The sequence below is a fragment of the Klebsiella sp. WOUb02 genome, assembly GCF_050058015.1.
GTDB lineage: Bacteria > Pseudomonadota > Gammaproteobacteria > Enterobacterales > Enterobacteriaceae > Klebsiella.
This window is the reverse complement of the sequence record NZ_CP170110.1, coordinates 4162875-4187776: the sequence shown is the minus strand read 5'-3', so window position 1 is coordinate 4187776 and position 24902 is coordinate 4162875. Positions and strand designations below refer to the sequence as shown.

Annotated in this window: 17 protein-coding genes and 5 pseudogenes; 9 read left to right on the top strand and 13 right to left on the bottom strand. The window is 58.5% G+C overall.

Annotated elements, in window-relative coordinates:
• The first annotated feature begins 209 nt into the window (after positions 1–209).
• From nirB to cysG, 3 genes and pseudogenes are all read left to right on the top strand, one after another.
• Complete coding sequence (gene nirB, locus ABOC21_RS27315) at positions 210–2753, top strand: nitrite reductase large subunit NirB (protein ID WP_426813962.1); 2544 nt, start codon at positions 210–212, stop codon at positions 2751–2753.
• Positions 2750–3076, top strand: coding sequence for a nitrite reductase small subunit NirD (nirD, locus tag ABOC21_RS27310; RefSeq protein WP_426813961.1), 327 nt, complete (start codon positions 2750–2752; stop codon positions 3074–3076). Before nirB ends, nirD begins: the two co-directional genes overlap by 4 nt.
• Before the next feature lie 155 nt (positions 3077–3231).
• Positions 3232–4606 (top strand): annotated as a pseudogene (cysG, locus tag ABOC21_RS27305) (siroheme synthase CysG).
• Between the two features lie 132 nt (positions 4607–4738).
• Here cysG and trpS read toward each other — a convergent pair.
• The 12 genes and pseudogenes from trpS to ABOC21_RS27245 all read right to left on the bottom strand — a co-directional run bounded on the left by trpS (position 4739) and on the right by ABOC21_RS27245 (position 14817).
• A complete protein-coding gene (gene trpS / locus ABOC21_RS27300; protein WP_426813960.1) occupies positions 4739–5743 on the bottom strand; it encodes a tryptophan--tRNA ligase in 1005 nt (334 codons plus the stop codon).
• A pseudogene (gene gph, locus ABOC21_RS27295) lies at positions 5736–6498 on the bottom strand (phosphoglycolate phosphatase). Before gph ends, trpS begins: the two are co-directional and overlap by 8 nt.
• The gene (rpe, locus tag ABOC21_RS27290; RefSeq protein ID WP_426813959.1) at positions 6491–7168 is read right to left on the bottom strand and encodes a ribulose-phosphate 3-epimerase; all 678 of its coding nucleotides are present in this window, start codon (positions 7166–7168) and stop codon (positions 6491–6493) included. The pseudogene gph and the gene rpe overlap by 8 nt, the downstream one beginning before the upstream one ends.
• 17 nt (positions 7169–7185) lie before the next feature.
• Positions 7186–8010 carry an adenine-specific DNA-methyltransferase gene (gene dam, locus ABOC21_RS27285; RefSeq protein WP_426813958.1) on the bottom strand — a complete coding sequence of 275 codons (825 nt, stop codon included), beginning with the start codon at positions 8008–8010 and terminating at the stop codon, positions 7186–7188.
• A gap of 77 nt (positions 8011–8087) precedes the next feature.
• A complete protein-coding gene (gene damX, locus ABOC21_RS27280) occupies positions 8088–9365 on the bottom strand; it encodes a cell division protein DamX (protein ID WP_426813957.1) in 1278 nt (425 codons plus the stop codon).
• Between the two features lie 84 nt (positions 9366–9449).
• On the bottom strand, positions 9450–10544 hold the full coding sequence (aroB, locus tag ABOC21_RS27275; RefSeq protein ID WP_426813956.1) for a 3-dehydroquinate synthase: 1095 nt from the start codon (positions 10542–10544) through the stop codon (positions 9450–9452).
• A gap of 54 nt (positions 10545–10598) precedes the next feature.
• Entirely contained in the window at positions 10599–11120 is a 522-nt protein-coding gene (gene aroK, locus ABOC21_RS27270) for a shikimate kinase AroK (RefSeq protein WP_004868452.1), read from the bottom strand.
• Positions 11121–11511: 391 nt separating this feature from the next.
• Positions 11512–12747 (bottom strand): DNA uptake porin HofQ, encoded by a 1236-nt coding sequence (gene hofQ, locus ABOC21_RS27265; protein ID WP_426813955.1) that lies wholly within the window; start codon positions 12745–12747, stop codon positions 11512–11514.
• Complete coding sequence (locus tag ABOC21_RS27260; RefSeq protein ID WP_426813954.1) at positions 12662–13066, bottom strand: HofP DNA utilization family protein; 405 nt, start codon at positions 13064–13066, stop codon at positions 12662–12664. The genes hofQ and ABOC21_RS27260 overlap by 86 nt, the downstream gene beginning before the upstream one ends.
• Entirely contained in the window at positions 13056–13505 is a 450-nt protein-coding gene (locus ABOC21_RS27255) for a hypothetical protein (protein WP_426813953.1), read from the bottom strand. Before ABOC21_RS27255 ends, ABOC21_RS27260 begins: the two co-directional genes overlap by 11 nt.
• Positions 13489–14028, bottom strand: a complete 540-nt coding sequence (locus tag ABOC21_RS27250; RefSeq protein ID WP_426813952.1) for a PilN domain-containing protein — start codon at positions 14026–14028, stop codon at positions 13489–13491. The genes ABOC21_RS27255 and ABOC21_RS27250 overlap by 17 nt, the downstream gene beginning before the upstream one ends.
• A gap of 2 nt (positions 14029–14030) precedes the next feature.
• A pseudogene (locus ABOC21_RS27245) lies at positions 14031–14817 on the bottom strand (pilus assembly protein).
• Positions 14818–14934: 117 nt separating this feature from the next.
• Here ABOC21_RS27245 and mrcA point away from each other — a divergent pair.
• A complete protein-coding gene (gene mrcA / locus ABOC21_RS27240) occupies positions 14935–17493 on the top strand; it encodes a peptidoglycan glycosyltransferase/peptidoglycan DD-transpeptidase MrcA (protein ID WP_426813951.1) in 2559 nt (852 codons plus the stop codon).
• A 90-nt stretch (positions 17494–17583) separates the two neighbouring features.
• On the opposite strand, the gene nudE is transcribed toward mrcA, so the two are convergent.
• Positions 17584–18144: an ADP compounds hydrolase NudE gene (gene nudE / locus ABOC21_RS27235; protein WP_426815590.1), complete on the bottom strand. Its 561-nt coding sequence runs from the start codon at positions 18142–18144 to the stop codon at positions 17584–17586.
• Positions 18145–18620: 476 nt separating this feature from the next.
• Between nudE and ABOC21_RS27230 the strand changes: the two genes are divergently transcribed.
• The 5 genes and pseudogenes from ABOC21_RS27230 to pckA all read left to right on the top strand — a co-directional run bounded on the left by ABOC21_RS27230 (position 18621) and on the right by pckA (position 24799).
• Positions 18621–20750: an intracellular growth attenuator family protein gene (locus ABOC21_RS27230; RefSeq protein ID WP_426813950.1), complete on the top strand. Its 2130-nt coding sequence runs from the start codon at positions 18621–18623 to the stop codon at positions 20748–20750.
• A gap of 59 nt (positions 20751–20809) precedes the next feature.
• On the top strand, positions 20810–21493 hold the full coding sequence (gene yrfG, locus ABOC21_RS27225; RefSeq protein WP_426813949.1) for a GMP/IMP nucleotidase: 684 nt from the start codon (positions 20810–20812) through the stop codon (positions 21491–21493).
• On the top strand, positions 21490–21891 hold the full coding sequence (hslR, locus tag ABOC21_RS27220) for a ribosome-associated heat shock protein Hsp15 (protein WP_426813948.1): 402 nt from the start codon (positions 21490–21492) through the stop codon (positions 21889–21891). The genes yrfG and hslR overlap by 4 nt, the downstream gene beginning before the upstream one ends.
• A 45-nt stretch (positions 21892–21936) precedes the next feature.
• Positions 21937–22816: pseudogene (gene hslO / locus ABOC21_RS27215) on the top strand (Hsp33 family molecular chaperone HslO).
• 359 nt (positions 22817–23175) lie between these two features.
• Positions 23176–24799: pseudogene (gene pckA, locus ABOC21_RS27210) on the top strand (phosphoenolpyruvate carboxykinase (ATP)).
• Positions 24800–24902: the final 103 nt, after the last annotated feature.

The following is a 24902-nucleotide window of genomic DNA, read 5'->3' as shown; positions in this document are numbered from 1 at the left end:
TCACCCATCCCGCCATCGCCATTTCCTGCCGTTTTTGTACATAAAAGCAACAAAAAGGAAAAGCCTGAATTTTCCATAACTTATAAAAATCCAAGGAAATCATGATAATACCCATTAAGTAGTAGGCGGGATTGAACTTGATTTGCATCAATAAGTGTACCGGCTGAATCGTTAAGGTAGGCGGTATTAGAAAAGAAATCGAGGCAAAAATGAGCAAAGTCAGAATCGCTATTATCGGTAACGGCATGGTTGGCCATCGCTTTATCGAAGAGCTTCTTGATAAGGCGCCTGCCGGACAGTTTGATATTACCGTGTTCTGCGAAGAACCCCGTATCGCTTACGACCGCGTCCACCTGTCATCCTACTTCTCCCATCATACCGCAGAAGAACTCTCCCTGGTTCGCGAAGGATTTTACGAGAAACACGGCGTTAACGTCCTGATCGGCGAGCGCGCAATTACGATTAACCGCCAGGAGAAGGTCATTCACTCCAGCGCGGGACGCACCGTATTTTACGACAAACTGGTCATGGCAACCGGCTCCTATCCGTGGATCCCGCCGATTAAAGGCGCGGAGACCCAGGACTGCTTCGTTTACCGCACGATTGAAGATCTCAACGCTATCGAATCCTGCGCCCGCCGCAGCAAACGCGGCGCGGTGGTCGGCGGCGGCCTGCTGGGCCTCGAGGCCGCGGGCGCGCTGAAAAACCTCGGCGTCGAAACCCACGTTATCGAATTCGCGCCAATGCTGATGGCCGAGCAGCTTGATAATATGGGCGGCGAACAGCTGAAGCGCAAAATCGAAAGTATGGGCGTGAAGGTCCATACCAGCAAAAATACCAAAGAGATCGTCCAGCAGGGCACCGAGGCGCGGAAAACCATGCAATTCGCCGACGGTAGCGAGCTGCAGGTCGATTTCATCGTGTTCTCAACCGGTATCCGCCCGCGCGACAAGCTCGCCACCCAGTGCGGTCTGGCGGTGGCTCAGCGCGGCGGTATCGTAGTGAATGATGCCTGCCAGACTTCCGATCCGGATATCTACGCCATCGGCGAGTGCGCCAGTTGGAACAACCGCGTCTATGGTCTGGTGGCTCCGGGCTACAAAATGGCCCAGGTGACCGTCGACCATATTCTCGGCGCGGACAACGCCTTCACCGGCGCCGACCTTAGCGCCAAGCTGAAGCTGCTCGGCGTTGACGTTGGCGGTATCGGCGATGCGCATGGCCGCACGCCCGGCGCGCGCAGCTACGTCTATCTTGATGAGAGCAAAGAGGTCTACAAACGCCTGATCGTCAGCGCGGATAACAAGACCCTGCTCGGCGCGGTGCTGGTCGGCGATACCAGCGACTACGGCAACCTGCTGCAGCTGGTGCTGAACGCTATCGAACTGCCGGAAAACCCGGACGCGCTGATTCTGCCGTCCCATGCCGGCAGCGGTAAGCCCTCTATTGGCGTCGATAAGCTGCCGGACAGCGCGCAAATCTGCTCCTGCTTCGACGTGACCAAAGGCATGCTGATCGCCGCTATCAATAAAGGCTGCCATACCGTTGCCGCGCTGAAAGCCGAAACCAAAGCCGGCACCGGCTGCGGCGGCTGTATCCCGCTGGTGACCCAGGTACTGAACGCCGAGCTGGCGAAACAGGGTATCGAAGTTAACCATAACCTGTGCGAACACTTCGCCTACTCGCGCCAGGAGCTGTTCCACCTGATCCGCGTCGAAGGCATTAAAACGTTCGATGAGCTGCTGGAGAAACACGGCAAGGGCTACGGCTGCGAAGTGTGTAAACCTACCGTAGGCTCGCTGCTGGCCTCCTGCTGGAATGAGTACATCCTCAAACCTCAGCATACGCCGCTGCAGGAGACCAACGATAACTTCCTCGCCAACATCCAAAAAGACGGGACCTACTCGATTATCCCGCGCTCCGCAGGCGGCGAAATTACGCCGGAAGGGCTGGTGGCCGTCGGCCGCATCGCGCGCGAATATAACCTCTACACCAAAATTACCGGCTCGCAGCGTATCGGCATGTTTGGCGCGCAAAAAGACGATCTGCCGGAAATCTGGCGTCAGTTGATTGACGCGGGCTTTGAAACCGGCCACGCGTACGCTAAAGCGCTACGTATGGCTAAAACCTGCGTCGGCAGCACCTGGTGCCGCTACGGCGTTGGCGACAGCGTAGGCTTCGGCGTCGAGCTGGAGAACCGTTACAAAGGCATCCGTACGCCACATAAGATGAAGTTTGGCGTCTCTGGCTGTACGCGCGAATGTGCGGAAGCGCAGGGGAAAGACGTCGGCATCATCGCCACCGAAAAAGGCTGGAACCTGTACGTATGCGGCAACGGCGGGATGAAGCCTCGCCACGCGGACCTGCTGGCGGCCGACCTTGACCGTGAAACGCTGCTCAAGTATCTCGACCGCTTTATGATGTTCTACATCCGCACCGCCGATAAGCTGACGCGTACCGCGCCCTGGCTGGACAACATGGAAGGCGGCATCGATTATCTGAAGCGCGTCATTATCGACGACAAGCTTGGCCTGAACGAACACCTGGAAGAGGAGCTGGCCCGCCTGCGCGCCGCCTTCGCCTGCGAGTGGACCGAAACCGTCAACAGCCCGGCCGCGCAGACCCGCTTCAGGCACTTTATCAACAGCAGCCAGCGCGACCCGAACGTCCAGGTTGTGCCGGAACGCGAACAGCATCGCCCGGCCACGCCGTATGAGCGTATCCCGGTGACTCTGGTGGAGGAAAACGCATGAGCCAGTGGATAAACATCTGCAAGATTGAAGAAATCCTGCCGGCAACCGGCGTCTGCGCGCTGCTTGGCCAGCAGCAGGTCGCCGTGTTCCGCCCTTACCAGGACGAGCGGGTTTTTGCGATCAGCAATATCGATCCCTTCTTCAACGCCAGCGTTCTTTCGCGCGGCATCATTGCCGAACACGAAGGCGATCTGTGGGTCGCCAGCCCGTTGAAAAAGCAGCGTTTCCGTCTACGTGACGGCGTCTGTATGGAAGATGAGAGCCACTCCATCGCCCATTTTGACGCGCGGGTAAAAGACGGGAAAGTTCAGCTTAAGGCCTGATTTCCCGAGGTTCCCTCTGTTCCTCAGGGGGAACCATCTATTCTGCTTATGCCCATTAAGCGGTAAGCGCTGGAAAAGTCGTATATTTTGTCACTCTTCCGCTGCTATGCTACGACCGCTCCCCCTCTCCCATTGCCCTGCTGCGAGGATACTCCGTGGATCACTTACCCATTTTTTGCCAGCTGCGCGGTCGCGACTGTCTGCTGGTCGGCGGCGGTGATGTTGCCGAACGTAAGGCGCGGCTGCTGCTGGACGCCGGTGCCAAATTAACGGTTAACGCCCTCGAATTCTCGCCACAGTTTCAGGTGTGGGCGGATGAACGGATGCTGACGCTGATAACAGGCAGCTTTAATCCCCAGCTGCTCGATTGCAGCTGGCTGGCGATCGCCGCGACTGACGACAACGACGTTAACCAGCAGGTCAGCGAGGCGGCGGAAGCGCGGCGCATCTTTTGCAACGTCGTGGATTCTCCGCAGCAGGCCAGCTTCATTATGCCCTCGATTATCGACCGCTCGCCGCTAATGGTCGCCGTCTCCTCCGGCGGAACCTCGCCGGTGCTGGCGCGGCTGCTGCGCGAAAAGCTGGAGTCGGTTCTGCCGCTGCATTTAGGCCAGCTAGCGCGCTATGCCGGCCAGTCTGCGGGCGCGGGTTAAAAAACAGTTTGCCACGGTGGGCGAGCGTCGACGCTTCTGGGAAAAGCTGTTTATGAACGACCGCCTGGCGCAGTCCTTAGCCAACGATGACCGGCAGGCCGTAGCCGATACCACCGAGCAGCTGCTGACCGAACCGCTGGATCATCGCGGCGAAGTCGTGCTGGTGGGCGCCGGGCCGGGCGATGCCGGCCTGCTGACCCTGAAAGGGCTGCAGCAGATTCAGCAGGCGGATGTCGTGGTTTATGACCGGCTGGTCTCGGACGATATTATGAATCTGGTGCGCCGCGACGCCGACCGGGTGTTCGTCGGCAAGCGGGCGGGCTACCATTGCGTTCCGCAGGACGAGATTAACCAGATCCTGCTGCGGGAGGCGCAGAACGGCCGCCGCGTGGTGCGCCTGAAAGGCGGCGATCCGTTTATTTTCGGCCGCGGCGGCGAAGAGCTCGAAACCCTGTGTCATGCCGGCATTCCCTTCTCCGTGGTTCCGGGGATCACCGCCGCCTCCGGCTGTTCCGCCTATTCCGGCATTCCGCTGACCCATCGCGACTTCGCACAGGGCGTTCGCCTGATCACCGGGCATCTGAAAACCGGGGGAGAGCTGGACTGGCAAAACCTGGCGGCAGAAAAGCAGACGCTGGTGTTTTATATGGGGTTAAACCAGGCGCCGGCGATCAGAGAGAAGCTTATCGCCCACGGCATGGCGGCGGATATGCCGGCGGCGATTGTTGAAAACGGCACGACGGTCAACCAGAAGGTGGTCACCGGTACCCTGGATCGGCTGGACGTGCTGGCGCAGCAGATGGCGAGCCCGGCGCTGATTATCGTCGGCCGCGTGGTGAGCCTGCGCGACAGGCTCAACTGGTTCTCTAACCACTAAGATTCGCCGCTTCTTCTCCGCTGCCCGCAGCGTGATGAACAGGCGGACGGCGGACAGGGGCAAAAAGGCAAAAGGGCGGGATTAACCCGCCCTTTTTACCGGCTTCATGCGTTCTGTCTCGTTCGCCGATGCTTACGGCTTCGCAACAAAACCAATCGCTTCGTATACCGCTTTCAGCGTTTGTGAGGCGCGAGCGCTGGCCTTTTCCGCGCCGTCTCTCATCACCTGATTGAGGAAGGCTTCATCGTTACGGAAGCGGTTATAGCGCTCCTGAAGCTCAACCAGCATGCCGGACACCGCATCGGCCACTTCGCCCTTCAGATGCCCGTACATTTTCCCGTCGAAGTGCTGCTCCAGCTCCGCAATGCTCTGGCCAGTCACGCCGGAGAGAATATCCAGCAGGTTAGAAACGCCGGCTTTGTTCTGCTGGTCGTAGCGCACCACCGGCGGCTCGTCGGAGTCCGTTACCGCACGCTTGATCTTTTTGATGACCGATTTCGGGTCTTCCAGCAGGCCAATCACGTTGTTGCGGTTGTCGTCCGACTTGGACATCTTTTTCGTCGGCTCGAGCAGCGACATGACCCGCGCGCCGGATTTAGGAATAAACGGCTCAGGAACTTTGAACACTTCGCCGTAGATAGCGTTGAAGCGCTGCGCGATATCGCGGCTCAGCTCCAGGTGCTGCTTCTGGTCTTCGCCCACCGGCACCTGGTTGGTCTGATAAAGCAGAATATCCGCCGCCATCAGCACCGGATAATCAAACAGGCCGGCGTTAATGTTTTCCGAGTAGCGGGCGGATTTATCTTTGAACTGGGTCATGCGGCTCAGCTCGCCGAAATAGGTGTAGCAGTTCAGCGCCCAGCCCAGCTGCGCATGCTCCGGCACGTGCGACTGAACAAAGATAGTGCTTTTCGCCGGATCGATACCGCATGCCAGGTAGAGCGCCAGCGTATCCAGCGTGGCTTTACGCAGCTTCTCGGGGTCCTGACGCGCGGTGATGGCATGCAGATCCACGATGCAGTAGATGCAGTGATAATCATCCTGCATGCCCACCCACTGACGCAGCGCACCCATGTAGTTGCCAATGGTCAATTCACCTGAGGGCTGTGCGCCACTAAAAACGATGGGCTTAGTCATTTTTTAATTCCTGATTTTCACTATACGGTAACCCGAGAGCGGGTAAGAGTTCGTTAAATTGGTCAAAGATATAATCCGGCTCGCTGAGCGCGATCGGCTCACCGTAGTTGTAGCCGTAGGTCAGGCCGATTGAGCCAAAGCCGGCCGCTTTCGCCGCCAGAATATCGTTACGCGAGTCGCCGACAAACAGCAGACTCAGCGGGAGCCAGCCCCAGCTTTTCCGCAACCAGCAGCAGCGGTTCGGGATGCGGCTTCTTGTTCTGTACATCGTCGCCGCCGATGACCACGGTAAAATATTTGGCGATATCCAGCGCCGCCAGCATCGGCGCAACAAACGGCGTCGGCTTGTTGGTGACCAGCGCCAGCGGCAGCCCTTTGGCGTGCAGAGCGCCCAGCGTATCGGCGACCGCCGGGAACAGGAAGCTACCCTCTTCCGCGGCTTCAGCATAGTAGCGGTCAAACAGCCTGCGCAGCAGCGCCAGCTGCTCGGCCTGCGGGATATCATCGCGATCGACGGAAGGTTTCCCCCCGGCCGCCCGCAGCGTCGCGCGCTCCTGGCGTGCCCAGGTAAGGGCGCGCTCCATCAGCACGTCCGCGCCGTTGCCAATCCAGGTGACAACGCGATCCTCTCCCGCCATCGGGAGCTCTAAAGCGTAAAGCGCGCTATCAACGGCGGCCGTCAGGCCCGGCGCGCTATCCACCAGGGTACCGTCGAGGTCAAACGCGATGCCGCGAATCGCCTGTAATTTATCCATGACTAACCTTCGCTAATTCACTGCGCATTTGATCAATGACTTTTTTATAATCCGGCTGGTCGAAAATCGCCGAGCCGGCCACGAACATATCCGCCCCTGCTGCCGCAATATCCGCGATATTGCTGACCTTTACGCCGCCATCGACTTCGAGGCGAATATCGTAGCCGGACGCATCGATGCGCTGGCGCACTTCGCGGAGTTTGTCGAGGGTCTGCGGAATGAAAGACTGGCCGCCGAAGCCCGGATTGACGGACATCAGCAGGATCACATCCAGCTTATCCATCACGTAATCAAGGTAGCTCAGCGGGGTTGCCGGGTTGAACACCAGGCCGGCTTTACAGCCGTGCTCTTTGATGAGCTGCAGGCTGCGGTCGACGTGTTCCGACGCCTCCGGGTGGAAGGTGATGATGCTGGCGCCCGCGGCGGCAAAATCAGGAATGATGCGGTCGACCGGCTTAACCATCAGGTGCACGTCGATGGGAGCGGTGATGCCATAGCCGCGCAGCGCTTTCAGCACCATTGGGCCGATGGTCAGATTCGGCACGTAGTGGTTGTCCATCACGTCAAAGTGCACGACGTCTGCACCTGCAGCCAACGCTTTGGCGGTATCTTCCCCCAAACGGGCAAAATCAGCCGACAGAATCGAAGGGGCAATCAAATACTGCTTCATCCGCATCTCCTTGAAAATTATTTAGTCTTCGGCGGACGGTACAGAGCAAGAAGCTCGTCCACCTTCTTTCGGGTACCACCGTTGCTGCTGATACTGCGTCGAACTTTGACGACGTGCAGTTTAGCCAGACGATACCATTCGCGCGTCAGCGCGGTATCGTGGTTAGAAATCAGAACCGGGACCCGCTGCTCTAACAGGTTCTCCGCCAGCTGCGCCAGGTGGGCCTGCTGTTCGGAATTAAAGCTGTTCGTATGGTACGCCGTAAAATTCGCGGTAGAAGACAAAGGCGCGTACGGCGGGTCGCAGTAGACCACCGAAGTCCCGTCGGCTCGCGCCATGCTGTCTGCGTACGATTCGCAGTAGAAGTAGGCATTCTGCGCCTTCTGCGCAAAATGATACAGTTCGGCTTCGGGAAAATAGGGCTTCTTATAGCGGCCAAAAGGCACGTTGAACTCGCCGCGCAGATTGTAACGACATAAACCGTTGTAGCCGTGGCGATTCAGATAAAGGAACAGCACCGCACGACGAAGCGGGTCCTGGCTTTGATTGAATTCAGCACGGAACTGATAGTATCTCTCCGCCACGTTGTTCTCAGGCGTAAACATCGCCTGCGCTTCGGCAACGTATTCTTTCGTCTGCAATTTGACGATGTTATACAGGCTGATCAGATCGCTGTTGATGTCCGCGAGGATATAACGAGAAAAGTCGGTATTAAGAAATACCGACCCGGCGCCCACAAAGGGCTCAATCAGACAGTCGCCCTGCGGCAAATGTTTTTTTATATCGTCAAGCAGGGGGTATTTCCCCCCCGCCCATTTCAGAAAAGCGCGATTCTTTTTCATGCTGCCTAACTAATTACACATTCTCCGGCTGTGGAGAAAGCTCCGACAGCACCCTGCGCTTAAGACTACGCCGCGGCTTATTTCAGGTCAGCCTGGACCTGATGCAGCGGTTTTGCCCACGGATTTTTCGCCTGCACGTCCGCTGGCAGAGTTGCTACAGCGCGTTTAGCTTCATCTTTCGAAGCGTAAATGCCGCTGACCAGCACGTACCAGGGCTGACCGTTACGGGTAGTCTCGTAGACGACGTACTTATCCAGCTTCTCTTTCTTCGCCCAGCTACTCAGATTGTTGTAGTTGGAGGAAGAGTCGAGCTGCAGGGTGTAGTTGCTTGACGGAGCGGCCTTCATCGAGCCCACGTCACCGGCAGTTTTGCCACCCGAAGCGGCCGCTGTCGCTGCCGGAGCAGCTGTAGCGGTTGCCGCAGGCGCGGCGGTCGGAGTCGGCTTAGCCTGAGCTGTCGCGGCAGGCTTAGCCGGCTCTACGGCTGGCGTTCTCGTCGGCGCCGCTGCGGCGGTGCTTTCTACGCGCTTCGGCTGTGCCGGCTTCGACTCAACCGGCGCTTTGGCGGTAGCCATCGGCTTCGGCTCAATAACGGTGTGCTTACGCTCGGCCGGACGCGGAGCGGCGGCAGTCTGCGTCTGGCGCTCGGTGGTTGCCTGACGCGGAGCCGTACCGTTGCGCAGCGGGGCGACGGTTGCAGGTTCGGTCGGTAACGTCGAGTTTGCCACGGCGCTGTCAATCTGGCCCTGCTGCTGAGTCAGGGCGTTGTTCAGATCGCCCTGAACCTCGACGCGCTGCTGTCCCTGCGGTTCAGCGGTAGTCTGGCCCTGGGTTGGGTTAGACGCGATTGGCGGCAGAGAAACATCCTGCTGCTGGGCGTTGTTACCCGCAGTCTGGTCCTGAGCCGCAGGCTGAGCGCCGTTGTCCTGCGCGTCTGACAGATTGATACTCTTCTCACCTGTCGCCGCTTGTTCGTTGGAGGAAGACGGCGACTTCAGCGCCGAGCCGATGCCGACAATCAGCAGCAGCAGCACGAGGATCCCCACCCCCATCATAATATACTGGCGAGAAGCAGGCTTCGCCGGCGCTTTCTTACGCTTACGCGGACGGCGCTCAACCTGCTGCTCTTCAACCTCGTCTTCTTCAGACTCCAGGTCCTCTTCATACTCTTCTTCTTCATCGCGCTCACGGCGGGTTTTACCGGCGCGCGTCGGACGGCTCTCGTCCACATCAAGATCGACATCATCAAAATTGATCTGCGGATCGCTATCGCGCTCGGAAGACTGACGGGAACGACCAGCGCGACGATCGTTGCGATCGGCTTTTAAATCGTCTTCTGGTTTGAATTCATCCATTTAACACCCCACTAAAAGGCTTATGCTCACGACTATTGCATGTCACCTGAAATGATAACGCCGCGCGGACGCGGCCAGACCTTCTTATTGTTGCGCCTGCTCAGTATCAGCAATCGCGCCAAGAACTACATCGTGCGACACTCCGCCGCGAACCTCGCTTTTCCCTATTGCGAGCGGTAGCACCAGCCGCATTTCGCCTGCCAGCACCTTTTTATCACGCATCATGTGGGGCAGATACGCCTGCGCGGTCATCTCCTGCGGCCCACTGACCGGCAGACCCGCGCGCTGCAGCAGCGTAATAAGACGCTGCGTCTCCTGCGCGCTGAACTGCCCTAATCGTTCAGACGTACGCGCAGCCATCACCATACCGGCAGCAACGGCCTCGCCGTGCAGCCAGTTACCGTAGCCCATTTCGGCTTCGATAGCATGACCAAACGTATGTCCAAGATTCAGTAAAGCACGTAACCCGGTTTCACGCTCGTCGGCGGCAACGACTTCGGCTTTCAGCTCACAGCAGCGGCGAATACAGTACGCCATTGCTTTTTCATCCAGCGCCATCAGCGCATCGATGTTATTTTCCAGCCAGTCGAAGAATTCACCGTCAAGGATTACGCCGTACTTAATGACTTCAGCCAGGCCGGAAGAGAGTTCACGGGCCGGCAAGGTCTTAAGACAATTGAGATCGACAACGACAGAAACTGGCTGCCAGAAGGCGCCAATCATATTTTTACCGAGAGGATGGTTGACGGCAGTTTTACCACCGACCGAAGAATCCACCTGCGACAGCAGGGTGGTTGGAACCTGAATAAAACGCACACCGCGCTGATAGCTAGCCGCAGCAAAGCCGGTTAAATCACCGACCACGCCGCCGCCGAGCGCTACCAGCGTGGTGTCACGGCCGTGCGGTTTTTGCAATAAAGCGGTGAAGACAGTATCCATCACCGTCAGGCTTTTGTACTGCTCGCCATCGGGCAAAATAACGCTGTCGACCTTAACACCCGCCTGCTCCAGCACGGAACGAACGTTATCCAGATAAAGCGGCGCCAGCGTTTCGTTGGTGACCAGCATAACCTGGTCGCCTGATTGCAGTGGCTGGAAGGAAGCTGGATCGTTAAACAAACCAGCCGCGATGGTAATCGGGTAACTACGTTCCCCGAGAGTTACTGTAAGCCTCTCCATAACGCGACGTCCACCTCAGTTGCTTTTACTCTGACGCACTTTATTAAGCCAGAATCAATTGCTTTCCAGCATATGAATAATCTGGTTTGCCACCACTTTCGCACTCTGATCGTCAGTACGGATAGTGACGTCAGCAATCTCTTCATACAGCGGGTTGCGCTCGTCTGCCAATGCTTCAAGCACTTCGCGAGGCGGCGCTTCAACCTGTAACAGAGGACGCTTTTTATCGCGCTGCGTACGGGCAAGCTGTTTTTCGATCGTTGTTTCCAGGTAGACCACCACGCCGCGGGCGGAGAGACGGTTACGCGTTTCACGGGATTTTACAGAGCCGCCGCCTGTTGCCAGCACAATTCCCTGTTTTTCCGTCAATTCATTGATGATTTTTTCTTCACGGTCACGGAAGCCATCTTCGCCTTCTACATCGAAGACCCAGCCAACGTCAGCGCCGGTGCGTTTCTCAATCTCTTGATCGGAATCGTAAAATTCCATGTTGAGCTGTTGGGCTAACTGGCGCCCAATAGTGCTTTTGCCGGCACCCATAGGCCCAACCAGAAAGATATTGCGTTTCTCTGCCATTTTTTCGGTACTACTAAGACTATTCGTTAATGATAAACCCGCTTCGCGAACACCTGGCGCAGCAGGACATGAACTGAAACCTCATATGCAATAGAGCGAGAGTCAGACTAAAAATTATCTCAATACTCCGGCAGGTTTGGCAACTGAATATACGCTTCATTATTCAAACTACCTCGCCGTTGGCTGCACTTATTCGCCTGCGGATGCATAGTTAACTATGTTTCTGCAGGAGAACCGCTTACCGCCTCAATACGTCTTGAACGATTATGAGAATAAATCACCGGACAAAAAGGGAGGATTGATGCCGAACCCGACTCTCAAATCGGTACCCCTTGTATGCTAAATCCGTCCTCACGTCAAACACCTGAAACGTGTTTAGCAAGAAAAACGCCTAATGCACTGCCAGAATACGTGGGGTAATGAAGACCACCAGTTCGCGGCGCTCATTATCTTTTCCGTCCCGGCGAAACAGCTGGCCAAGCAGGGGAATATCGCCGAGTAGCGGAATAGCATCGCGGGCCGATTTGTTTTTTTGTGAAAAAATCCCTCCCAGCGCGAGGGTTTCACCGCTGCTAACCTCGACCTGGGTTTCAATTTCCTGTTTATCGATCGCCAGCACCTCGCCATTTTCCTGCTTCAGCACCTGGCCCGGCATATTTTCACTAATGCGCAGCTTCAGACGCACGCGGTTCTGCTGCAGCACCGTTGGCGTCACCTCCATTCCCAGCACCGCCTCTTTGAACTCGACCGACGTTGCGCCGCTCTCTCCCCGGGAAACCTGATAGGGTATCTCGCTCCCCTGCTTGATGCTGGCAGGCTGCATATGGGAAGCCAGCAGCCGCGGGCTGGCGATGATGTCTACCTGCTGCTTTTGCTCCAGCGCCGACAGCTCCAGCGCCAGCAGGCGCCCGTTGATGCGCCCGATATTAAAGCCCGCTCGCGTGCTGGCATCGCCCACCGCCAGCTGGCTGCCCAGCGCGGTAAACTTACCTGAGCCCGGCACGCTGCTGGCTTCAGCCAGGCTCCATTTCACCCCCAGCTCGCGCAGGCTGGTTTCACTCATTGAGACAATATGCGCCGCCAGCTCTACCTGACCGATGGGCTGGTCCATCTCCAGAGCCCAGGCCTTCAGGGCGGCCAGATGCTCAGCGTCATCGCGAAGCAGCAGCCGGTTGGTGCGTTTATCGACGGTCAGGCTACCGCGCGGGCTGAGCAGCCCGCTGCCGTCCTTCGCAAGTTCACCCGCATCGGCATAGCGCAGCACAACGCTATGCCGCTGCAGGGGAAGGTTCTGCGCTCGCTTTGCGCGCTCCGACTCAAGCTGCGCCTGCTGCGCTTTTTTCCACGCCAGAGTATGCACGTACAGTATCGTTCCCTGCTGACTGAACGTCAGCCCGGCGCTGTCGACGACCGAGCGCAGGGCCTGCTGCCAGGGAACGTTGGTCAGCTGCAGCGAGAGCGTCCCGCTAACGTCGGAAGCGACCACCAGATTCTGCTGACGCAGCGCCGCCAGCGTTTGTAGCACCTGCACCACCGGGGCATCATCGACCACCAGAGAGATTGGCGGCTCTTTTTTGGCCGCCGCGACCGCCAGCGGCAGCAGAAATAACAGGCTTATCCATCGCATCTTTTTTCTCCTCACGCAGCCAGCGCCAGTGCAAAGGGTCGCATCCCGGCCCCGTCGTTATCTCGATTTTTTCCGCCGTCAGCAGGCTAATCTGCCAGCCGGCCACGAGGGTGTCGTTTACCCTCACCCGACGCCACTTTCCCGCGCTGTCCTGCAGGATACCGATCCACTGCTCCGGGGAACCTATCGCCCCGCCGTAGCGCCACTGCGTCAGCTGCGCCACCTGACAGCGATCCTCCGCCGGCTGGAAGGGGTCGCGCTCCTCAGCGGCCAGTGGAAGAGACAGCAGCAGCGCCAGGCGCCACCATTTACTCCGCATCTTCGGCCTCCAGCTGCAGGCTCAGCCGCAGCACCTTTTTCTGCGGATGTAGCGAAAACGCGGCCACCCGCATTCCGCAGTCTGCCAGCCAGGCAAACAGGGCCGGTACCGACGGCCAGCGAAGCTCAAGCTCCATCTCCCCGCCTCTTCCTGCCGGTCTCCAGGCAATCAGCGCCGCCCCATCAACCGGCAGATGAAGCGGGGAAAAACCCCGCCTCACGGGCACGACAGCGCCCTCCCGAGCAAGGGCGACCCGCAGCGGCAGCAGCTTCTGCCACTGCTGGCGTAGACGATCCGAGCGGCCGCTTTCCTGCGCCGGCGGCGGAGATACCAGCCACAAACCGGCGGCGATGGCGAGCGGCAGCGCGATTGCCAGCGCCAGCCAGCCGCCGCGAAGGGGGAGAAGTGATGCCTTCCAGCGCTCAATCAGTGCCCGCATAAAGGCTTTCTCCTGCAAGAGAAAAACTAAACAGCCAGCGTCCACCGGCATCGCGTCGGGTTTCACCGGTTTTTGCTGGCCGAAAGCCATCGACCGTCGTCAGCGCGGTTTCCAGCGCCGATAATGCGTTCAGGCGTAAGGTCAGGCCGCTGAGCGTCAGGGTGTTTTGCTGATATTCCAGCCGGGTAAGCCAGGCCGGTTCCGGCACCAGCGAGGCAATCTGGCGCAGCCGCGGCTGCCAGGATTGGGTCAGTTCCCGCTGCAGCTGGCGCAGGCGCTGCTTTTCATGCTGCCGGAGCTGCTCGCGCATCAGGCGCTCACGCTGCTGGAGTGCCGCGTACAGCTGATTTTCGGCGGCCAGCCTCACCGACCCGAGTCCGTCTTCAGCTTCCCGCGACGCCCGGGAAAGCGACAGCGCCATCAGCAGGCTCAGCAGCAGCCCGCCGGCGGAGAGCAGCCAAAAGCGCAGCCGCTGCCGCCGACGCGTTTCCCGCCAGGGAAGAAGATTGATAGTCTGCGCCACGATCAGCTCACTCCCAGCGCCAGCCCAAGCGCCACGGCGAAGCTGTCGCCGCAGGAGGGGAGCGGAGGCTGCAGGCGATGGATCACGCTCCACGGATCAAAGCGATATTCATCGGCAGGCCGGGCCGCACAAAGCCCGAGCTGGCGGGCGTTTAATCGCGCAGAAAGCTGAGCGAATGAGGCTACCTCTGCGCACGGGCAGCAGCCCCAGCTATCCTGCAAAGCCCATATCCAGTGAATTTCATCCTGCCACGCCAGTCCTGATAGTTCCGGCGGCAGCCAGGGGAAAAAGGCGCTGAGGGCGCTGGCATCCGGGACAATCGCCCTCACCCTGAGCTTTAACCGGGCGGCAAGCTGGCGCAACGCATCGATATCAAGCCGCTGGGCGGCGGTCACCCGCCACTCGTTGGAGGCCGGGGATGCGCTATAATCGACGCATAATGAGGATACTGGCATTTCCAGACTGCTGGGCCATCGCGCTGGCCGCCCACATCGCCTGCTCGCTTTCCCGCAGGGAAAGCTGTGGAGGAGGAACGCTTTTTTGCAGCGTTCGGCTGGCCGGAAACGCGATACTCACCTGATGCTGTAGCGGCAGTTCCCGCCGCCAGCCGCGCAGCCGCTCGGCCAGCGCCACGCCGTCGGCCACCTGCCCGTTTCGGACGATGCCGGGCGCCAGCGCGATATGCCACCAGCGGCACAGCGCCCAGCGGGATCGTTCAAACCGCAGCGCCACGATAGCTATCTTATCCTGCTGGATATGCATTCCTATTCGCCAGTTCCTGAAAGCCATGCCGATATCTCCTTATCCGCCGTTACGGTTGAACTCTATCAATGCACCAGGCTTGCCTTTATACTACCGCGCGTTTGTTTATAAACTGCCCAAATAAAACTAAATGAGAAATCTCCGGTGAAGTTCGTAAAGTATCTATTCATCCTTGCAGTCTGTTGCGTTCTGCTGGGTGCAGGCTCGATTTTTGGCCTTTATAAATATATTGAGCCGCAGCTCCCCGACGTCGCGACCCTGAAGGATGTGCGCCTGCAGATCCCGATGCAGGTCTACAGCGCGGACGGCGAGCTTATTGCGCAATATGGCGAGAAGCGCCGTATTCCCGTGACCCTGCAGCAAATGCCGCCCGAGCTGCTCAAGGCGTTTATCGCCACCGAAGACAGCCGCTTTTACGAGCACCATGGCGTCGACCCGGTCGGTATTTTCCGTGCGGCCAGCATCGCCATGTTCTCTGGTCATGCGTCACAGGGCGCCAGCACTATCACCCAGCAGCTAGCGCGTAACTTCTTCCTTAGTCCGGAGAAGACGCTGATGCGTAAGATCAAGGAGGCATTCCTCGCGATCCGCATCGAGCAGCTGCTGAGCAAAGATGAAATCCTCGAACTGTACGTGAATAAGATCTACCTCGGCTACCGCGCCTACGGCGTCGGCGCCGCGGCGCAGGTCTACTTTGGTAAATCTGTCGAGCAGCTCAGCCTGAGCGAAATGGCCGTCATCGCCGGCCTGCCGAAGGCGCCGTCGACCTTTAACCCGCTATACTCGCTGGATCGCGCAACCGCACGCCGCAACGTGGTGCTGGCGCGTATGCTGAGCGAAGGCTATATCACGCAGCCTCAGTACGACCAGGCGCGCGGCGAAGCGATCGATGCCCGCTACCATGCGCCGGAAATCGCCTTCTCCTCGCCGTATCTCAGCGAGATGGTGCGCCAGGAGATGGTTAACCGCTACGGCGAACAGGCCTATGAAGACGGCTACCGCGTCTACACCACGATTACCCGTAAAAACCAGCAGTCGGCCCAGCAGGCGGTGCGTAATAACGTGCTGGACTACGATATGCGTCACGGCTACCGCGGACCGTCAGCCGTGCTGTGGAAAGTGGGTGAAACCCCGTGGGACAGCAAGAAAATCATCGCAACGTTAAAAAACCAGCCCGCTTCCGGGCCGCTCTCCCCGGCGGTCGTGACGTCGGCTAATCCGCAGGAAGCCGTGGCGCTGCTCGCTGACGGCACGTCGGTGTCGCTGAATTTGGACGGCATGCGCTGGGCGCGTCGCTTTATCTCCGATACCCAGCAGGGCGCCACGCCGCGTAAGGTGAACGACGTGGTGCAGACGGGGCAACAGATCTGGGTCCGTCAGGTGGGCAGCAGCTGGTGGCTGTCGCAGGTGCCGGACGTAAACTCGGCGCTGGTCTCCATTAATCCGCAAAACGGCGCCATTATCGCGCTGGTCGGCGGCTTCGACTTTAATCAGAGTAAATTTAACCGCGCCACCCAGGCCCTGCGTCAGGTGGGGTCGAACATTAAACCGTTCCTCTACACCGCGGCGATGGACAAAGGCTTAACCCTGGCGAGCATGCTCAACGATGTGCCCATTTCCCGCTGGGACGCCGGCGCGGGTTCCGACTGGCAGCCGAAAAACTCGCCGCCGCAGTACGCGGGCCCCATTCGCCTGCGTCAGGGGCTGGGACAGTCGAAAAACGTGGTGATGGTTCGCGCGATGCGCGCGATGGGCGTTGATTACGCGGCGGAATATCTACAGCGCTTCGGCTTCCCGGCGCAGAACATCGTGCATACCGAATCCCTGGCGCTGGGCTCTGCATCCTTTACGCCACTGCAGGTTGCCCGCGGCTATTCGGTGATGGCTAACGGCGGCTTCCTGATTACACCGTTCTTTATCAGTAAGATAGAAAACGATCAGGGCGGCGTTATCTTCGAAGAAAGGCCGAAAGTTGCCTGCCCGCAGTGCAACTCCCCGGTGATTTACGGCGATACGCCAAAGTCCAACGTCCTCGAAAATAAAGACGTTGAGGAGGTGGCGACCTCTGAAGACCCGCAAAACCCGGCAGCCCCGCCGCAGCCGCAGCTTGAGCAGGCTAACCAGGCGCTGGTCGCCCAGAGCGGAGCCCAGGAGTATGCGCCGCACGTCATTAACACCCCGCTGGCCTTCCTGATTAAAAGCGCGCTGAACAGTAACATCTTCGGCGAGCCGGGCTGGATGGGCACCGGCTGGCGCGCCGGCCGCGATCTCCAGCGCCACGATATTGGCGGTAAAACGGGGACCACCAACAGTTCGAAAGATGCATGGTTCTCAGGCTATGGTCCCGGCGTCGTGACCTCGGTATGGATTGGCTTTGACGATCACCGACGCGATCTGGGCCGCACCACCGCTTCCGGCGCCATTAAAGATCAGATCTCCGGTTACGAGGGCGGAGCCAAAAGCGCCCAGCCGGCCTGGGATGACTTTATGAAGAGAGTGCTTGAAGGCGTGCCGGAAGAGCCGCTGACGCCGCCTTCTGGCGTGGTCACGGTCAATATCGATCGCAGCACCGGCCAGCTGGCCAGCGGCGGCAATAGCCGTGCGGAGTATTTTATTGACGGCACGCAGCCCACCCAGCAGGCGGTTCATGAAGTCGGTACGACCCTTACCGACGGCGGGGGAGAGACCCACGAGCTGTTCTGACAAAAACCAAAAAAGCGCCTGCGGGCGCTTTTTCTTTTTCATCCATCCGTACGCTCAATGCGTCGTATCGCCGCAAGGCGCGTCTTCGAGCTACATCCGCCCCTGCGCCTGCAGCCATTCGCGCAGCAGGAACAGCGCGCTGACGTTGCGCGCTTCGTTAAAATCTTCTTCGTCCAGCAGCGTCATCAGCTCAGAGATCGGCCAGCGCACCTGCGGTAAAGGTTCCGGCTCATCGCCCGGCAGCGACTCAGGGTAGAGATCTTCTGCAACCAGGATATTCATTTTGCTGGAAAAGTAGGAGGGAGCCATGCTCAGCTTTTTCAGAAACGTCAGTTTCCGCGCGCCGAAGCCGACCTCTTCTTTCAGCTCGCGGTTGGCCGCTTCCAGCACGCTCTCGCCCGGATCGATCAGCCCTTTTGAGAAACCTAACTCATAGGACTCCGTTCCTACCGCGTATTCACGAATCAGAATAATATGGTCATCGACAATCGGCACAATCATCACGGCTTCACGCGTGGAGGGCCGCATGCGTTCATAAACGCGCCGCACGCCGTTGCTGAATTCGAGATCCACGCTTTCAACGTTAAAAAGACGCGACCGCGCTACCGTTTCAACATTGAGAATAGTGGGTTTTTGTAATGATTTGCTCATCGTCATCGGTCTATGCTGTGATTACAGAGGTCATTGTGCGATATGGGGCACGCTTTCGGCAATTCAATTCGCCACTAATTTACATAGTTGCAACGTTGCCGGCCTCAATGAGAGAATCATAAAGATAAAAAAGTCAATAGGTTGAAATGTATTTGAGAATTTACTGATTCCTGCAGTTTGACGTTTTTGATAAGCTTATATGTTGCTGTAATGCACAATAAATTTTCCCTTACTTACACAATATCTGCCGGTAGCAAACTGCAGGCGCACGCGACGAACCTCTTCCGCCGGGCGTTAGCGTCGCCGGCAGCCTGAGCGGATAGCGCGCTGAAGCCGACGCGTACCCAGCGTACCCGAGGATTTCGCGCTCTTCCCTGGCCCATAACCGCAGGTAACATTGTCCTGAAGGATGGCTTTTGAGTGTTAATGGCAGCCAACGATACCGGTAAGAAAAGAATAACTATGATGGGATGGGCATGGGCACCTTTCTGATTTTCTTCACGGCACTGCTGCTTTGCGCGCTGCTGATCGGGTGGTGGTATCACGCACACGCCAGACGTCGTCGCCTCCCTTTACTCAGCGCCTTTAGCGATGCGGCTACGCGCAAGCTTTCCGCCGAGGAGCGTCGGGCGGCCGAAAAGTACCTCGAAGGACTCAGCCAGGCGCAGAAGATACCGGCTACGGGCGCCAGCGTCGCGCCCGTCTCGCTGACGTTGAACGCGCAGAGCGATACCGTTATTACGGTGACCCGGGCCATCACCCGCTACGGCATCACCACCGACGATCCGAACAAATGGCGCTACTTCCTTGATTCGGTGGAGGTCCACCTGCCGCCGTTTTGGGAGCAGCACATCAACGACGAAAATAGCGTCGACCTGATCCCAACCGACGGCCTGCCGCTGGTTATTGCGCTCAACGGCCACGCGCTCAGCGACTATCCGCAGGAGGCCCGCGGCTACGCGCTTGAAAGAGCCTCGGCAACCCAGGCATCCATTCGCGGCGAAGAGAGCGAGCAGATCGAGCTGCTGAGTATTCGCCAGGAGAGCGCGGAAGAGCATGCGCTGAACCGCCCCGACGGTCTGCGCGAAGCGGTGCTGATAGTGGCCGCCTTCCTGCTGTTTTACTTCAGCCTGATCGGCCCCTACGTTTTCACCCCCTGGCTGCTCGGCGGCGGGATCCTGCTGCTGCTCGCTGGCCTGTGGGGGATGTACGCTCCGCCGCGTAAAAACGCCCTGCGGGAGATCCACTGCCTGCGAGGAATGCCAAAACGCTGGGGCCTGTTTGGTGAAAACGATCAGGAGCACATCAATAATATCTCCCTGGGTATTATCGACCTGATCTATCCTCGCCACTGGCAGCCCTGGATTGCCCAGGATCTCGGTCAGCAAACGGATGTCGATATCTACCTCAATCGCCACGTCGCGCGCCAGGGACGCTTCCTGTCGCTGCACGATGAGGTCAGGCACTTCCCGCTCCAGTACTGGCTACGCAGCGCCATTATCGCGGCCGGCGCCCTGCTGGTGGTAGTGATGCTGTGGGCCAGCGTGCCGCTGAATATGCCGTTTAAATTTACGCTTTCGTGGCTCAAAGGCGCGCAGACGATTGAAGCGACGACCGTTGCTCAGTTAGAGAAGTCGCAGGTCCGCATCGGCGATACCCTGCGGCTGAAGGGCACCGGCATGTGCAATATCCACACGCCGGATACCTGGACGGCAAAAGAGAGCTCGCCGTTTATGCCGTTTGACTGCTCGCAAATCGTCTGGAACGATGCGCCTCCCCTGCCGCTGCCGGAGTCTGACGTCGTCGGCAAAGCCACCGCGCTGATGCAATCCGTCCAGCGCCAGCTGCATCCGGACCCGGACGACGATTCGCGCGTCAGCCCGGCGCTGCGCTCGGCCATTCAGAAATCAGGAATGGTGCTGCTGGATGATTTTGGCGATATCGTGAGCAAAACGAACAGCCTGTGCTCGGCAAAAGATGACTGCACGCGCCTGAAGAATGCGCTGGTCAACCTCGGCAATACGCGCAGCTGGGACGCCCTGACCAAACGCGCCGGTTCGGGCAAGCTGGACGGCGTCAACGTGCTGTTACGCCCGGTCAGCGCCGAGTCGCTGGAAAACCTGGTGACCACCTCCACTGCGCCGTTCGTGATCCGCGAAACGTCGCGCGCGGCACAGGCGCTGAACAGCCCGGCTCCCGGCGGTTTTTTAATCGCCAGCGATGAGGGCAGCAATCTGGTCAATCAGCCGTGGCCCACCGTCAGCCTGTATGATTACCCTGCCCAGGACCAGTGGGCCGAGCTGCAGCGGCTGGCCGGAATGCTGATGCATACGCCTTTCCACGCCGAGGGCATCGTCACTAATCTCTATACCGATGCCAACGGCACGCAGCATATCAACCTGCACCGCATTCCCGATCGCTCAGGGCTGTGGCGCTATCTCGGCACGACGCTGCTGCTGCTGGCGATGCTCGGCTGCGCGTCCTGGCACGGCGTGTTGGCGATCCGTCGCTATCAGCGCCATCGCCAGCGGATGGAAGAGATTCAGAAGTATTATGAAAGCTGCCTGAACCCGGTGCTCATCCCCGCCCCGGAACATCACGAGTAACCCTTTGCGCGACGGGGTGTGTTAACCTGTCGCGCACTTCCCCTCTCTGGAGACTCACCATGCGCTTTGATATCGACTGGCAGGAGGTTGATACCGTTCTGCTGGATATGGATGGCACCCTGCTCGACCTCGCCTTCGATAACTATTTCTGGCAAAAGCTGGTTCCGGAAACCTGGGGAGCCGCCCGCGGCCTTAGCCTGCAGGAGGCCAGAGAGGCGATGCGCCAGGAGTATCACGCGGTGCAGCATACGCTAAACTGGTACTGTCTGGACTACTGGAGCGAGCGCCTGAATTTGGATATTCGTGCGATGACCAGCGAGCAGGGGCCGAAAGCCGCCCTGCGCGAAGATACCGTGCCGTTCCTTGATGCCCTCAAGGCCAGCGGCAAGCGGCGCATTCTGCTGACCAACGCCCATCCGCACAACCTGGCGGTCAAGCTCAAGCACACCGGTCTTGATGCACACCTTGATTTATTGCTTTCCACCCACACATTTGGTTATCCGAAAGAGGATCAGCGCCTGTGGCGCGCGGTGGCTGAGGAAACCGGCTTCGATGCGCGCAAGACGCTGTTTGTCGATGACAACGAGGCGATCCTCGATGCGGCAGCGCAGTACGGTATCCGCTACTGCCTTGGAGTGACCAATCCGGATTCCGGGCTGGCGGAAAAGCGCTACGCCCGCCATCCCGGCATGAACGATTACCGGCGCCTGATCCCTTCGCTGACGTCAAAGGAGAGGCTATGAAAGAGAAGCCCGCCGTCGCCATCAGACTGGACAAATGGCTTTGGGCAGCCCGCATCTATAAAACCCGCGCGCTGGCGCGCGAGATGATTGAAGGCGGCAAGGTGCACTATAACGGACAGCGCAGCAAGCCCGGGAAAATCGTTGAGCTGGACGCTACCCTGACGCTACGCCAGGGCAACGACGAACGCACCGTCATCGTAAAAGGCATGACTGAACAGCGCCGGCCCGCCAGCGAAGCCGTTGCGCTGTACGAAGAGACGGTAGAGAGCATCGAGAAACGCGAGAAAATGGCGCTGGCGCGCAAAATGAACGCGCTAACCATGCCGCATCCCGACAGACGTCCGGACAAGAAAGAGCGCCGCGACCTGATGAGATTTAAACACGGCGATAGTGAATAAGGGCCTGAACGCCAGGCGGCGCTGTTGCCAGCAAGAGAGACTATTATGACTCAACACGATCAATTACATCGTTACCTGTTTGAAAACTATGCCGTGCGCGGCGAGCTGGTTACCGTTTCAGACACTCTGGAGCAAATTCTGGCTAATCATAGCTATCCGCAGCCGGTGAAAACCGTACTGGCGGAGCTGCTGGTGGCCACCAGCCTGCTGACCGCAACGCTGAAGTTTGCCGGCGATATTACCGTGCAGCTGCAGGGAGACGGTCCCCTCTCTCTGGCGGTGATTAACGGCACTAACCAGCAGCAGACTGCGCGGCGTCGCGCGCATCCAGGGCGAGATCCCGGAAGATGCCGACCTGAAAACGCTGGTGGGTAACGGTTATCTGGTCATCACCATCTCTCCGGATGAGGGCGAGCGCTATCAGGGCGTTGTCGGTCTGGAAGGCGAAACCCTGGCCGCCTGCCTGGAAGATTACTTCCAGCGCTCGGAGCAGCTGCCGACCCGCCTGATCATTCGTACCGGCGAACATGACGGAAAACCGATGGCCGGCGGCATGCTGCTGCAGGTGATGCCGGCGCAGGACACCCAGGCCGCTGATTTCGAGCACCTGGCTACCCTGACGGAGACCATTAAGGCCGAGGAGCTGTTCACCCTGCCGGCTAACGATGTCCTGTGGCGCCTGTACCATGAAGAAGAGGTCACGGTTTACGATCCGCAGAACGTGGAGTTCAAATGCACCTGCTCCCGCGAACGCTGTGCAGGCGCGCTGAAGACGCTGCCGGATGAAGAAATTGATAGCATCCTCGCCGACGAAGGCGAAATTGATATGCACTGCGATTACTGCGGCAATCACTATCTCTTCAACGCTATGGATATTGCTGAAATCCGCAATAACGCTTCTCCGGCCGATCCCCAGCTTCACTAACCATCCTGTCCGCCAGGCGCCTCGTCGGGGGTTTGTTCCCCCGCCGTTCCTGGCGTCAAGTTTTTTACGCGCGAGATGAATCGATTCCCACTGAAAGTGTTACGTAATTTTCTTTCAGGAAAGCGATTACATTCACAGTTCAGCAGTTTTTTTAATTACTTTTTAACCATTAAGAAACATCTATCCCCACCAATCGCCAATTTCCTGAGATAATCCACCCGTTTCGTGACAGGAGTCACCGTGTTTTCCGTCAGCAGGGCGTTTGTCGAGATACGTAAATCTATGAGCCTGGTCGCGGTCTATACCCCTCAATAACCCCTACAATTTAAAGCAGTATATATTGGCTAAGGAGCAGTGACATGCGCGTTAATAATGGTTTAACCCCGCAGGATCTCAAGGCTTATGGTATCAACGACGTCCAGGATATCGTCCACAATCCCGACTACGACACATTGTATCAGGAGGAGCTCGCCCCCAATCTGGAAGGGTATGAGCGTGGCGTATTAACCAATTCTGGTGCTATCGCCGTCGATACCGGTATTTTCACCGGCCGTTCGCCGAAAGATAAATATATCGTTCGCGATGATACGACCCGTGACACCGTCTGGTGGTCTGATAAGGGTAAGGGCAAGAACGACAACAAGCCGCTCTCACAGGAGACCTGGCAGCACCTGAAGGGGCTGGTTACCCATCAACTCTCCGGCAAGCGTCTGTTTATCGTTGACGCCTTCTGCGGCGCCAACGCCGACACCCGCCTGAGCGTACGCTTTATTACCGAGGTGGCCTGGCAGGCGCACTTCGTCAAAAACATGTTTATCCGCCCTACGGATGAAGAGCTGGCGGGATTTGAGCCGGATTTCATCGTCATGAACGGCGCGAAATGCACCAACCCGCAGTGGCAGGAGCAGGGGCTGAACTCAGAGAACTTCATCGCCTTCAACCTGACCGAGCGTATCCAGTCTGATTGGCGGGACCTGGTACGGCGGTGAAATGAAAAAAGGGATGTTCTCGATCATGAACTACCTGCTGCCGCTGCAGGGCATCGCGTCAATGCACTGCTCGGCCAACGTCGGTGAAAAAGGCGATGTCGCCGTCTTCTTCGGCCTCTCCGGCACCGGTAAAACCACCCTTTCCACCGATCCGAAGCGCCGCCTGATCGGCGATGACGAACACGGCTGGGATGACGACGGAGTGTTTAACTTCGAAGGCGGCTGCTACGCGAAGACCATTAAGCTTTCCGAAGCCGCTGAGCCTGATATCTACCACGCTATTCGCCGCGACGCGCTGCTGGAAAACGTCGTCGTTCGCCCGGACGGTACCATTGATTTTGATGACGGCTCAAAGACCGAGAACACCCGCGTCTCCTACCCGATCTATCACATTGAGAATATTGTTAAGCCGGTATCGAAAGCGGGCCACGCCACCAAGGTTATCTTCCTGACCGCCGACGCCTTTGGCGTGCTGCCGCCGGTATCGCGCCTGACCGCCGATCAGACGCAGTACCACTTCCTCTCCGGCTTTACCGCCAAGCTCGCGGGAACCGAGCGCGGCGTGACGGAACCAACGCCGACCTTCTCCGCCGGCTTCGGCGCTGCCTTCCTGTCGCTGCACCCGACGCAGTACGCGGAGGTGCTGGTGAAACGCATGCAGGCATCCGGCGCGCAGGCCTACCTGGTGAACACCGGCTGGAACGGCACCGGCAAGCGTATCTCGATTAAAGACACCCGCGCGATCATTGATGCGATCCTCAACGGCTCGCTGGATGATGCGGAAACCTTCACGCTGCCGATGTTCGACCTGCAGATCCCGACCGAGCTGCCGGGCGTGGATACCCATATCCTCGATCCGCGCAACACCTACGGTTCTCCGGAACAGTGGCAGGAAAAGGCCGAGCAGCTGGCGACGCTGTTTGTGGAAAACTTCGAGAAGTATACCGATACGCCGGCGGGCGCGGCGCTGGTTGCCGCAGGGCCGAAACGCTAAGCCTGAACCCGCGTTAAGCAAAAGCCGGGTAATGCCCGGCTTTTTTTATGCCTCATCTTTATACCTCGTTGCCCGGCTTCGCGGGCTGGCAGCCTGGCGCAGC

Excerpts from the sequence above, each read along its gene's own strand:
- nirB (WP_426813962.1), top strand. The coding sequence starts at position 210 with ATGAGCAAAGTCAGAATCGCTATTATCGGTAACGGCATGGTTGGCCAT.
- nirD (WP_426813961.1), top strand. The coding sequence starts at position 2,750 with ATGAGCCAGTGGATAAACATCTGCAAGATTGAAGAAATCCTGCCGGCA.
- trpS (WP_426813960.1), bottom strand. The coding sequence starts at position 5,743 with ATGACTAAGCCCATCGTTTTTAGTGGCGCACAGCCCTCAGGTGAATTG.
- rpe (WP_426813959.1), bottom strand. The coding sequence starts at position 7,168 with ATGAAGCAGTATTTGATTGCCCCTTCGATTCTGTCGGCTGATTTTGCC.
- dam (WP_426813958.1), bottom strand. The coding sequence starts at position 8,010 with ATGAAAAAGAATCGCGCTTTTCTGAAATGGGCGGGGGGGAAATACCCC.
- damX (WP_426813957.1), bottom strand. The coding sequence starts at position 9,365 with ATGGATGAATTCAAACCAGAAGACGATTTAAAAGCCGATCGCAACGAT.
- aroB (WP_426813956.1), bottom strand. The coding sequence starts at position 10,544 with ATGGAGAGGCTTACAGTAACTCTCGGGGAACGTAGTTACCCGATTACC.
- aroK (WP_004868452.1), bottom strand. The coding sequence starts at position 11,120 with ATGGCAGAGAAACGCAATATCTTTCTGGTTGGGCCTATGGGTGCCGGC.
- hofQ (WP_426813955.1), bottom strand. The coding sequence starts at position 12,747 with ATGCGATGGATAAGCCTGTTATTTCTGCTGCCGCTGGCGGTCGCGGCG.
- ABOC21_RS27260 (WP_426813954.1), bottom strand. The coding sequence starts at position 13,066 with ATGCGGAGTAAATGGTGGCGCCTGGCGCTGCTGCTGTCTCTTCCACTG.
- ABOC21_RS27255 (WP_426813953.1), bottom strand. The coding sequence starts at position 13,505 with ATGCGGGCACTGATTGAGCGCTGGAAGGCATCACTTCTCCCCCTTCGC.
- nudE (WP_426815590.1), bottom strand. The coding sequence starts at position 18,144 with ATGAGCAAATCATTACAAAAACCCACTATTCTCAATGTTGAAACGGTA.
- ABOC21_RS27230 (WP_426813950.1), top strand. The coding sequence starts at position 18,621 with ATGGGCACCTTTCTGATTTTCTTCACGGCACTGCTGCTTTGCGCGCTG.
- yrfG (WP_426813949.1), top strand. The coding sequence starts at position 20,810 with ATGCGCTTTGATATCGACTGGCAGGAGGTTGATACCGTTCTGCTGGAT.
- hslR (WP_426813948.1), top strand. The coding sequence starts at position 21,490 with ATGAAAGAGAAGCCCGCCGTCGCCATCAGACTGGACAAATGGCTTTGG.